Raw genomic sequence first — 11860 nt, 5'->3', positions numbered from 1 at the left:
GGCGGAGACGCCGTGTCTCCGCGGTGACGGTCCAGTCCGTCGACAAGGCGGCCGACAGGCAGCGACCGCGTTCCTGCCTCGAACCCTCCGGAAAATCCACCCGGAGGGGCCAATTCGACATCTGGCCTCCGATTGGTGTCGGTGCCGGGCCAAATGTCAAATTTGAGTTCCCCTCGCGGATGGCATCGTCCGGGTGTCGACAGTCAAATCAATTCGACACGTCGTGGCCGAAATATTTGTCTGCGATGGCCTGATAGGTTCCGTCCGCCTTGATCTCCGCGAGCGCCTTGTTGATGGCGGCGAGCAGCTCCGGCTCGCCCTTGCGGATGATGACGCCGGAATGCTCGGCGTCGTCCTGTGCCGCGGCAATGCGCACGGGAGCGTCAGGCTTGCGCTTGAGAAAGTCGTAGAAGGACAGGCTGTCGTTGATGGTTGCGTCGGCGCGCTTGTTGAGGACGAGCTGGATCGACTGGTCGAAACCGTCCGTGGCCACGAGTGTGGCGCCGGAATCTTCGGCCAGCTTGCCGAAATTGCTGGTCAGCGACTGTGCTGAACGCTTGCCAGCAAGGTCGGCGAAACCTTGAATGCTGTCGTCGTCGCGGCGCACGATCAGCACCGCCTTGGAGGCGATGTAGGGCTCGGAGAAATCATACTTGCGCTGGCGCGCCTCGGTGATGCCGACCTGATTGATCACCGCGTCGTAGCGGTTGGCGTCGAGACCGGCGATCAGCCCGTCCCATTTGCCTTCGTGGAACTCGGCCTCGACACCGAGCCTTTCGGCGATCGCCCGGCCGATTTCGACGTCGAAGCCGACCAGCTTGCCCGCGCCGTCGTGATAGGTGAACGGCGGATAGGTTCCTTCGGTGCCGATCCGGAACGCGCCGGATTGCTCGATCTGATTGAGATTGCCGCCGGCATGGGCGGGCAGCAGGGCCAGCGCCTGTGCGGCCAGGATGATCAGAATCTTGTGCCAGGTCATGGGGGGCGTCCATTCTTCCTTGATTGCAGCGGTCTTGGCCGCGGGCCGGCTAAGCTAGGCAGCGGGCCCGCCGGACACAAGATCGCCAAAACCGGTCCGATTGACCAGCATTGCAAGTTCATTCTCGGAATTGGCCGTGCAATAGAACGAAATTGCGCAGTAACTTTCGTCGCCGCGGACAAGGTAAAACTCCATTCCACGCTCGTGGAATTGTTTGATCCGGTGCGGGAGCACCAGGCCGCAATTGAGTGGAGCGCGGACATTTTTTGCCTTTCTAATTCGCAGCCGCGCATTTACTCTTCCCGTGGTGGTGGTCAGGTAAGGATCGCAGTTCTTTTCAGGAGGTTGTCCATGTCGACCGTTCGCCTTGCCCAGACCACGATCCTTGCCCGAATTGTCGGAATACTTGTTGGGTTGCTGCTCCTCGGCGGGTTGGCTCATGGCCAGCAGGCGCCAGCACCGGCGGTCGTCGTCGCGCCGGCTCAGACCATGGATTTGCGCGAAACCGCGGATTTCACCGGACGCGTCGTGGCGATCCAGAAGGTCGATATTCGGGCGCGGGTTTCGGGCTTTCTGGAAGCGATCAATTTCACCGAAGGCGCAAAGGTTGCCGAAGGCACGGTACTCTACGAAGTCGAGGACGGTTCCTACCGCGCCGCGGTACAGGAGATCGAAGGTCAGATCGAGGCCGCGGAGGCAGCCCGCAAGCTGGCCGAGCTTGAACGCGACCGTATGCGCAATCTCGTGGCCCGACAGGCCGTCTCGCAGGCGCAATTCGACACCGCGCAAGCCGAACTCGGCAAGGCCGAAGGCAATCTCAAGCAGCTTCACGGAGCAAAGGACGCCGCCGAACTCAACCTCTCCTACACCAGCATTCTGGCGCCGTTCGACGGCTTGGTGGGCCTGTCGGCCCCTGATGTCGGCGCCCTTGTCGGTCCCGACAGCGGGGCGCTGACGACGTTGACGCGTCTCGAACCGATCAATGTCGAGTTCCCGGTCGCCACCGCGCTCTACCTGCAGTATCGGGAACGCCAGGCCAAGGGCGAATTGAAGGGTGGGGCGGATGTGACGATCACACTGCCCGACGGAACAGAATACCCATCCAAAGGCACCATCAATTTCGTCTCCTCGACGGTTGCACGGGGCACCGATACGGTCACGGTGCGCGCCCAGTTCGACAATTCCAATGGCGAGCTGCTCCATGATGCCCTGGTGCGGGTGATGCTTGAGCAGTCCGAACCGGAGGATGTTCTGGCCATTCCCCAGCAGGCCATACAACGCGACCAGCTTGGCGCCTTCGTCATGGTGGTCAAGGACGATTCGACCGTCGAGCAGCGGCGCGTGGATGTCTCGCGCACGACCAAGGGCCAGGCCGTCATCGCCGGCGGTCTGAAGGAGGGCGAGAAGGTCATCACCGACGGGGTCGGAAAGGTGCGTCCGGGCATCAAGGTGGATGCTTCCGAGGCAAAGGGCAGCTAGTACGATGATCTCAGACGTCTTTATCAAACGGCCGCGCCTGGCGATGGTCGTTTCGATCGTCCTGACCCTGGCCGGCCTCATCGCGCTGACCCGGCTGCCCGTGGCGCAGTTTCCCGACATCGTCCCCCCGCAGGTCACCGTGACGGCGTCCTATCCAGGCGCCGGCGCGGATGTGGTGGAGGCAACGGTTGCACAGCCGATCGAAAGCAAGGTCGTCGGGGTCGACGACATGATCTACATGAAATCGACCAGCGGCGCGGACGGCTCTTACAACCTGACCGTCTCCTTCGCCGTCGGCACCGACCCGGACATCGCCACCGTCAATGTGCAGAACCGCGTGGCCCTTGCCGAGCCGCGCCTGCCCTCGGAGGTCAAGCAGACCGGCGTCAGCGTTTCAAAGAAGTCCTCGGCCCTGATGCAGGTCATCTCCATTTATGCAGAGGACGACAATCCCGCCTATGATTCGTTGTTCCTGTCGAATTACGCGACGATCAACGTGCTGGACACCATCAAGCGGGTATCGGGCGTGGGAGACGCTTCGATGTTCGGTGCGCTGGACTATTCCATGCGCATCGTGCTCGATGTCGACCGGATGACGAGCCTCGACATGACGCCCAGCGACGTCATCAACGCGCTCAACGCGCAGAATGTCCAGGCGGCAATCGGGCGCATCGGCGCCCAGCCGATGACCGATGATCCGCTGTTTCAGCTGAACCTGGAGACCCAGGGTCGTTTGACCGATCCGGCCGAGTTTGAAAACGTCGTCCTGCGGGCCAAGCCGGACGGATCCTATGTGCGCGTCAAGGACATCGCCCAGGTCAAACTTGGCGCGCAGACCTCGGATACGGGCTCGCGCTACAATGGCAAGCCGGTGGCCATGATCGGCACGTACCAGTCGCCGGGAGCGAACGCGCTCGCCGCTGCGGACGGCGTTGTGGCGCAGATGGAGCGGCTGTCGGAGAGTTTTCCGGATGGATTGACCTACGAGATCACCTACGACACGTCGCAATTCGTCAAGGCAAGCGTCGAAGAGGTCCAGCACACGCTGTTCGAGGCGTTCGCCCTCGTCATCGTGGTGGTGTTCCTTTTCCTGGGCAATTGGCGCGCCACGCTGATCCCGCTCGTTGCGGTTCCGGTGGCGCTGATCGGCACCTTCGCCGTCATGCTCGTCATGGGTTTCTCGCTCAACACCGTGTCGCTGCTGGCGCTTGTCCTGGCAATCGGCATCGTCGTCGACGACGCAATCGTCGTGGTCGAGAATGTCGAGCGCGTGATGGAGGAAAATCCCGGTATGTCGGCGGCCGAGGCCGCTCACGAGGCCATGGGCGAAATCACCGGCGCCATCGTCGCCATCACCATGGTCCTCTTGTCCGTCTTTGTCCCGGTCGCCTTCATTCCTGGCCTCTCCGGCCAGCTCTTCCAGCAATTCGCCGTAGCCGTTTCGGTGTCGATGGTGCTTTCGGCCATCAACGCACTGACGCTGAGCCCGGCGCTGTGCGCGGTCCTGCTCAAGCCCCACCACGGTCCGAAACGTGGCATTCTCGGCTGGATATCGCGCCGCATCGACAATGGCCGGGATGGCTACGCCCATATTGCCGGGGCGATTGCGCGAAGGGCGATCCTCGGCCTGCTGCTGCTGGCGATTGCCGCCGGCGCGGCCGGCTGGCTGTTCAAGGTGGTACCGACCGGATTCCTGCCGGCCGAAGATCAGGGCGCATATTTCGTCGAAGTGCGCCTGCCTGAAGGCGCGTCCTACAACCGCACTGATGCCGTGATGCGGCAGGTGGAGCAGATGCTGAGCGGGATAGGCGGCGTCAAGGACACCGTCAGCGTCACCGGCTTCAGCTTCCTCGACGGCCTTGCCAAGTCCAACAGCGGCTTCGTCGTCGTTGCGATGGAACCCTTCTCCGAACGGGCGGATGCGGCAAAGTCGGTCACGGCCGCCATTGGAACGACCATGGCGCAGGGCGCCGCCATCCGAGAGGCGCAGGTCTTTGCCTTCAACCTGCCGCCGATTATCGGTCTGGGTACGGGCTCGGGCTTCGAATACCAACTGCTCGACCTGCAGGGCCGTTCCCCGGCCGACTTGGCGGCCACGGCCGGCGGACTGATGGTGGCTGCCAACCAGGATCCGCGCCTCGGCGCAACCTTCAGCACCTATTCGGCAAGCTCGCCGCAACTCTATCTCAATCTCGACCGGGATCGTCTGCAGGCGCTTGGGGTTTCGGTCAGCGACGTCTTCACCACTCTGCAGGGAACGCTGGGATCCTACTATATCAACGACTTCAACCTCTATGGCCGCAGCTGGCAGGTGACGATGCAGGCGGCCCAGGCCGATCGCAACGCGGTGGGCGACATATCCCGATTGAATGTGCGTAATTCGTCCGGCGAGATGGTGCCGCTCGCGGCCGTCGCCAGCGTCGAATATATCGTCGGCCCCCAATCCATTGTCCGCTACAACAACTACCGCTCCGTAACGTTGAATGGCGGCCCGGCTGCGGGCGTTGCCTCGGGCGTCGCGCTGCAGGCGATGGAGGAGATTTCGGCCAAGACGCTGCCGCAGGGCTACGGCTATGAATGGACGGGCACGGCGCTGCAGGAGCTGGAGGCGGCGGGCCAGACCACCGCCATCCTGGCGCTCGCCGTGCTCTTCGCCTATCTCTTCCTGGTCGGCCTTTATGAGAGCTGGACGATCCCCGTGCCGGTGCTGCTTTCGGTCACGGTCGGCGTTGCCGGTGCACTGCTTTCCGTTTTGGTCGCCGGGCTCGAATTCGACATCTATGCCCAGATCGGCCTGGTCGTGCTGATCGCGCTCGCCGCCAAGAACGCCATCCTGATCGTCGAGTTCGCCAAGGACAGGCGCGAGCAGGGCATGGGTATCGTGGACGCGGCCATCGAGGGCGCCCGGACCCGATTCCGCGCGGTCATGATGACGAGCTTCGCCTTCATTGCCGGCTTGATCCCGCTGGTGACGGCCGATGGCGCCGCCATGCTGAGCCGCCGCGCTGTCGGCACCGGCGTGGCGGGCGGCATGCTGGCCTCAGCGCTTGTCGGCATCTTCATCATTCCAGCACTCTATGTCGTCTTCCAGTGGCTGCGTGAGCGCGCTCACAAGCTCGTAGGCATCGGTCCGTCGACACCCAAGGAGTGATCTCCCGTTCACCGGAGCCCTCGCGCCGGCGGCTCGCCGGCACGGCAGTCATGCGTCCGAAAAATATTCATCATACAAATCGCCCTATGCGTATTGACATAGTACTTCTTGTTCCATACCAGCGTCACCGTCCAACAATCCGGGAGGCAAGCCGCACGTGGCAGGACTGCTTGACGAGGATCGCCTGTTTCCGCTCGAGCCGGGCGCGAGGGCGCTGGCGCGTTCGCTCTACGCGAGCGTCAGGGACCTGCCGATTGTCAGTCCGCATGGTCATACGGACCCGCGCTGGTATGCCGAAAACCAGCCTTTTCCCGACCCTGCGCAGCTTCTCGTGGTGCCGGACCATTACATCTTCCGCATGCTTGTCAGCCAGGGCGTGCCGCTCGACAGTCTGGGCGTGCCGCGGACCGATGGCAGCGTTGGGCAGACCGACAGCCGCGCCATCTGGCGCCTGTTTGCAGATAACTATCATCTGTTTCGCGGCACGCCGACGCGGCTCTGGCTCGATTACACGTTCGCCAATCTGTTCGGTCTCGAGGTGCCGCTCGGCACGGATACGGCGGATTTGTATTATGAATCGATTGCCGAACGCCTCGCCGATGACGCCTATCGGCCGCGCGCGCTTTACGAGCGGTTCAACATCGAGACGATCGCGACCACCGAAGGCGCGCTCGACGACTTGAAATGGCATCGCATGATTGCCGAATCGGACTGGGACGGACATGTCATCACGACCTATCGCCCCGACTCGGTGGTCGATCCCGACTTCGAGGGCTTTGCCGACAATCTGGCACGCTTCGGCACGCTGACGGGATGCGACACGCAGAGCTGGCAGGGTTATCTGGAAGCCCATCGCCGCCGCCGTGCCTTCTTTCGCGATCATGGCGCGACCGCCACCGATCACGGCCATTTGAGCGCCGAGACGGCGGCGCTGTCGCCGCATGAGGCCGAAGCGCTGTTTGCGCGCGTGCGCACGGGCAAGGCCGCGGCCGAAGACGCCGCGCTCTTCCGCGCCCAGATGCTCACCGAAATGGCGAAGATGAGCGTCGAGGACGGCATGGTGATGCAGATCCATGCCGGTTCGCGGCGCAATCATTCGCCGGCGATCTTCGCCCGCTATGGCCGCGACAAGGGGTTCGATATCCCGACACGCACATCCTATGTCGACGCGCTCAAGCCGCTGCTCGACACGGTCGGGCTGGAACCGGGACTGACCATCGTTTTGTTCACGCTCGACGAGACCGTCTATTCGCGCGAACTCGCGCCGCTCGCCGGCGTCTATCCATGCCTGCGGCTGGGGCCGCCCTGGTGGTTCTTCGATTCGGTGGAGGGCATGCGCCGCTTCCGCCAGGCCGCCACCGAGACGGCCGGCTTCTACAACACCGTCGGCTTCAACGACGACACCCGCGCCTTCCCGTCGATCCCGGCCCGCCATGATGTGGCGCGGCGCGTCGACTGCGCTTTTCTGGCCGAACTCGTGGCGAGCGGGCAGTTGCGCGAGGAGGAGGCGGGCGAACTCGCCCACGATCTTGCATACCGGCTGGCCAGGCGGGCCTACCGGATTTGAGGCTTGTCATCAGGAAAGGGAGGAAACGATGAACCTGATACGCAAAATGACGGCAGCTTTGGCCTTTTCGGCCGCACTCGGCGCCTCGGCGGTCTTCGCGCAGGAGATCACGCTGAGGTCGTCGGACACCCATCCCGACGGCTATCCGACCGTCGAGGCGGTGAAATATATGGGCGAACTGATCAAGGAGCGCACCGACGGGCGCATCGCCGTCGAGGTCTATCATTCGGCGCAGCTCGGCGAGGAGAAGGACACGATCGAGCAGACCAGGGCCGGGGTGATCGACCTCAACCGCGTCTCCATGGGACCATTCAACGGGTTGGTGCCGGAAACGCGTGTCGTCTCGCTGCCCTATATCTTCCGCTCCGTCGATCACATGCACAAGGTGATGGACGGCGAGATCGGCGAGGACATCCTGGCCGGCTTCGAGCCGCACGGGCTGATCGGGCTTGCCTATTATGACGGCGGCGCGCGTTCCTTCTACAATTCGTCCAAGCCCATCGAATCGCTGGCCGACCTGCAGGGCATGAAGTTCCGTGTCATGCAGTCCGACATCTTCGTCGACATGGTCAACGCGCTCGGCGCCAATGCCACCCCGATGCCTTATGGCGAGGTCTATTCGTCGATCGAGACCGGCGTCATCGACGGCGCGGAGAACAATTTCCCGAGCTATGAATCGGCCAAGCATTCCGAGGTCGCCAAGTACTTCTCGCTCGACGAGCATCTAATCGTTCCGGAAGTGCTGGTCATGGCGAAGACGAGCTGGGACAAGCTGAGCCCGGAGGACCAGGCGATCGTCAGGCAGGCGGCAAAGGACAGCGTCGCCAAGCAGCGCGAACTCTGGGCCGCCCGCGAGGTCGCCTCGCGCAAGATGGTCGAAGAGGCGGGATCGACGATCACCACGCCGGACAAGCAGCCCTTCATCGACGCGATGGATCCGGTCTATGAGAAGCATGTCACCGACGACAAGCTGAAGGAGCTGGTCGAGCGCATCCGCGCCGTCCAGTAGGGGATAGACCCGACGGCGCGGCAAGTCCGCGCCGTCCAACGAGTGCAATTCCATGAGAAGTCGAAACCGGTTCTCCGAACGGAATTGCGTTAAATCAAGAAGTTCGATCGGCGCATCGATCCGTGAAGCGGTGAACCGATCCAGGGGAATGGGCGATGACAATGTCTCCGCCGGACAATGCGATGGGCCGCGTGGCGCGGCTCTTGTCGGGGCTCAGCCGCCTGTCCCTGTGGCTGGCCGGCATCGACCTTGTCGCCATGACGGGATTCGTGGCCTGGCAGGTCTATGGGCGCTATGTGCTGAATGATTCGCCGAGCTGGACCGAACCGGCTTCGGTGATGCTGATGAGCTGGTTTATCTTCCTGGGCGCGGCCGTCGGCATCCGCGAGAACTACCATCTCGGTTTCGACGTCCTGCTTTATGTCGTGCCAAGGGCGGGCAAGCGGGTGCTGCGCATGATATCCGACATCGTCGTCTTTGCCTTCGGTGCCGGCATGGTCTGGTATGGCGGGCAGCTCGTCATGCTGACCTGGGATTCGATCCTGCCGGCGCTGGGCATCTCTGGCAGCTTCGACTATTTCCCGGTCGTCGCCGGTGGTCTCCTGGTCTGCCTTTTCTCGCTCGAGCGCATCGTACTACGCCTCTCCGGCGTGCCCGTTGACAACGAAGTCGAAGCGGAAGCGGAGCAATCCGGACATTTCGAAGAATCGAGAATCTGAACGATGGAATTGTTGATCCTCTTCGGCACCTTCGTCGCCCTGATGCTGATCGGCACGCCGATCGCGTTCTGTCTCGGCGTGGCGAGCTTCGCCACCGTCGTCTATCTGGGCCTGCCGCCGCTGGTCGTCTTCCAGCGGCTGAATTCGGGCATGAGCGTCTTTTCGCTGCTCGCCATACCCTTCTTCATCTATGCCGGCGACCTGATGGTGCGCGGCGGCATCGCCAGCCGCATCGTTGCCTTCGCCGGGTCGATGATCGGCCATATCCGCGGCGGGCTCGGCCAGGTCAACATCGCCGCCTCGACGCTCTTCGGCGGCATCTCCGGTTCGGCCGTGGCCGAAGCCGCCGCCGTCGGCGGGCTGATGATCCCGCAGATGAAGAGCCGCGGCTACGGTGTCGACTACGCCGTCAACATCACTTCCATGGCGGCATTGATCGCGCTGCTTCTGCCGCCCTCGCACAACATGATCATCTATTCGATCTCGGCCGGCGGAAAGATATCGATCGCTGATCTCTTCACCGCCGGCATCCTGCCCGGCCTGATGCTGGCCGGCGCGCTGATGGCGACGGCCTATATCGTGGCGCGAAGGCGCGGCTATCCGACGGAGCCCTTTCCCGGCCTGCGCATGATCGCCCATCTGGCGGCAGTCGCCGTGCCGGGGCTGCTCCTCATCGGCATCATTTTCGGCGGCGTGCGCTCCGGCATCTTCACCGCCACGGAAAGCTCCTGCATCGCCGTGCTCTACGCGCTGCTGGTGACCGTTTTCGTCTATCGCCAGATGGATTGGGACGGCTTCGTCCATGCCACGCTCGGCGCGGTGCGCACGACCTCGATGGTGCTTCTGATCATCGGCACGGCGGCTGCGTTCTCCTGGCTGATGGCCTATCTCAGGGTGCCGGCCTCGCTGGTCGCGGCGATGAATGCCGTCTCGGAAAATCCCTATGTCATCCTGCTCCTGATGAACTTGCTTATGCTGATGCTCGGCACCTTCATGGACATGGGGCCGCTGATCATCATCGCCACGCCGATCTTCCTGCCGGTTGCCCAGGCCTATGGCGTCGACCCGGTGCATTTCGGGGTCATCATGATCCTCAATCTCGGTCTCGGGCTGAACACGCCGCCGGTCGGCGCGGTGCAGTTCGTCGCCTGCGCTGTGGGCAAGATCAGCGTGTGGCGTGCCATGCGCTCGATCTGGCCCTTTTATGCCGCCGGGCTCCTGGTTCTGGCGCTGGTCACCTACATTCCTGCCATCTCGTTGTGGCTGCCGGGGGTGTTTCGATGAGCGACCTGCCGGCACACGGCACGGCGCGCGATCGACCGGCGCGGCGGCCGAGGCTCGCCGACGCGCTCGTCGACGCGATCCGGATGAAGGTCGTTTCCGGCGCGCTCGCGCCGGGGACCAAGCTGCCGACGGAGAACCAGCTTTGTAAAGAGCATGGCGTCAGCCGCACGGTCGTGCGCGAGGCGATCGCGCGCCTGTCGGCCGACGGGCTGGTCCAAGCACGCCAGGGAGCGGGCGTGTTTGTCCGCGAGGACGCGCCGGACGCCGTGGCCGAGATCTTTTCCGAGATCGGCAGCAAGGTCTCCCTGGTACTCAACGTGCTCGAGGTGCGCATGGCGGTCGAGATCGAATCGGCCGGGCTTGCCGCCCAGCGGCGCTCCGCCTCCCAGCAGGCGGAGATCCACGCCGCCTTTGCCGAGTTCGAGGAGATGCTGCGCCAGGGCAAACCGACCGGCGCCGCCGACTTCGCCTTTCACCGGGCCATTGCGACAGCGACCAACAACCCCTTCTACGTCGAGATGCTCGACGTGCTCGGTCGGCGCACCATTCCGCGCGATCTCGTCACCACCCTTTCCTCCGATCTTCTGCAGTCGGAGGAGTATCTGGCCGGTCTGCAGGCCGAGCACGGCGCCATCATGCAGGCCGTTGCCGAGGGCGATCCCGCGGCCGCACGCGAAGCGATGCGGGCGCATCTGTCGGCCAGCCAGCGCCGCTATCAGGCGCTGCTGCAGCACGGCTCCGACCTCGGCAAGGCCTTCACCGGGCAGGTCGATTAGGCACCGCCATCGCCACCGAACGCCAACACGCAGAAAGCAGGGAATGCACAATATGAATGTCGACATCCGCCAGGCCATTCACCCGGAAATGGCCAAGACCTTCGACACGGAGCGGCTGCGCCGCGAATTCCTGATCGAGAGCCTGTTCGCCCCGGACAAGCTCAATATCACCTACACGCATCTCGACCGCCTCGTCGTCGGCGGCGCCGTGCCGGCTTCCGCGCCGCTCGAGCTCCTGCCGATCAAGGCGACCGGCACGGAGAATTTCCTCGACCGCCGCGAGATGACCGTCGTCAATGTCGGCGGCAAGGGCCAGGTGTCGGCCGGCGGGCAGAGCTATGCGCTCGGCCATCGCGACATGCTCTATCTGGCAAAAGGCACGCAGGACGTTCGTTTCGAGAGCAAGAACGCCGCCGAACCGGCGAAATTCTATCTGCTTAGCGCGCCGGCGCACCACGCCTATGAATCTCGCCTGGTTCGCATTTCGGATGCCAAGCGGCTCGATCTCGGCGCCCAGGCGACCTCGAACGAGCGGTCCATCTTCCAGTTCGTGCATCCCGACGTCATGCCGTCGTGCCAGCTCGTCGTCGGCATGACGGTGATCGCGCCGGGCTCGGTGTGGAACACGATGCCCTGCCACCGGCACGACCGGCGCTCCGAGGCCTATCTCTATTTCGGCCTCGACGCCGACCAGCGCATCTTCCATTTCATGGGCGAGCCCGACGAGACGCGCCATCTGGTGGTGGCCAACGAGCAGGCGATCCTGTCGCCCGGCTGGTCGATCCATTGCGGCGCCGGCACCTCGGACTACACCTTCATCTGGGCCATGGCCGGCGACAATGTCGACTACCGGGACGTTGACATGGTCGCGATGGAGGATATGCGGTGAGCCCGTT

Annotated in this window: 10 protein-coding genes; 8 read left to right on the top strand and 2 right to left on the bottom strand. The window is 63.5% G+C overall.

The genetic code is table 11. The features are described 5' to 3' along the window. Positions 1–208 precede the first annotated feature (208 nt). Both GM909_RS01455 and GM909_RS25685 read right to left on the bottom strand, forming a co-directional pair. Positions 209–979 (bottom strand): amino acid ABC transporter substrate-binding protein, encoded by a 771-nt coding sequence (locus GM909_RS01455; protein WP_157014403.1) that lies wholly within the window; start codon positions 977–979, stop codon positions 209–211. 54 nt (positions 980–1033) lie between these two features. Next, positions 1034–1420, bottom strand: coding sequence for a hypothetical protein (locus GM909_RS25685; RefSeq protein WP_198174093.1), 387 nt, complete (start codon positions 1418–1420; stop codon positions 1034–1036). On the opposite strand from GM909_RS25685, the gene GM909_RS01450 reads away from it, so the two are divergent. The 8 genes from GM909_RS01450 (at position 1331) to kduI (ending at position 11853) form a co-directional block, all read left to right on the top strand. Then, a complete protein-coding gene (locus tag GM909_RS01450) occupies positions 1331–2458 on the top strand; it encodes an efflux RND transporter periplasmic adaptor subunit (protein WP_157014402.1) in 1128 nt (375 codons plus the stop codon). The two genes, GM909_RS25685 and GM909_RS01450, sit on opposite strands and share 90 nt — an antisense overlap. 4 nt (positions 2459–2462) lie before the next feature. Then, positions 2463–5609 carry an efflux RND transporter permease subunit gene (locus tag GM909_RS01445; RefSeq protein WP_157014401.1) on the top strand — a complete coding sequence of 1049 codons (3147 nt, stop codon included), beginning with the start codon at positions 2463–2465 and terminating at the stop codon, positions 5607–5609. Positions 5610–5766: 157 nt separating this feature from the next. Next, positions 5767–7176, top strand: coding sequence for a glucuronate isomerase (uxaC, locus tag GM909_RS01440; protein ID WP_157014400.1), 1410 nt, complete (start codon positions 5767–5769; stop codon positions 7174–7176). A gap of 28 nt (positions 7177–7204) precedes the next feature. After that, a complete protein-coding gene (locus GM909_RS01435) occupies positions 7205–8185 on the top strand; it encodes a TRAP transporter substrate-binding protein (protein WP_198174078.1) in 981 nt (326 codons plus the stop codon). 155 nt (positions 8186–8340) lie between these two features. After that, a complete protein-coding gene (locus GM909_RS01430) occupies positions 8341–8904 on the top strand; it encodes a TRAP transporter small permease (protein ID WP_235911559.1) in 564 nt (187 codons plus the stop codon). A 3-nt stretch (positions 8905–8907) separates the two neighbouring features. After that, positions 8908–10188, top strand: a complete 1281-nt coding sequence (locus tag GM909_RS01425; RefSeq protein WP_157014399.1) for a TRAP transporter large permease — start codon at positions 8908–8910, stop codon at positions 10186–10188. Then, complete coding sequence (locus GM909_RS01420; protein WP_157014398.1) at positions 10185–10964, top strand: FadR/GntR family transcriptional regulator; 780 nt, start codon at positions 10185–10187, stop codon at positions 10962–10964. Before GM909_RS01425 ends, GM909_RS01420 begins: the two co-directional genes overlap by 4 nt. Before the next feature lie 52 nt (positions 10965–11016). Beyond that, entirely contained in the window at positions 11017–11853 is an 837-nt protein-coding gene (kduI, locus tag GM909_RS01415; protein WP_157014397.1) for a 5-dehydro-4-deoxy-D-glucuronate isomerase, read from the top strand. Positions 11854–11860 lie beyond the last annotated feature (7 nt).

This window comes from Mesorhizobium xinjiangense (genome assembly GCF_009749525.1).
GTDB lineage: Bacteria > Pseudomonadota > Alphaproteobacteria > Rhizobiales > Rhizobiaceae > Mangrovimarina > Mangrovimarina xinjiangensis.
The sequence above is the reverse complement of the archived record's forward strand: the minus strand, read 5'-3'. Positions and strand labels throughout refer to the sequence as shown.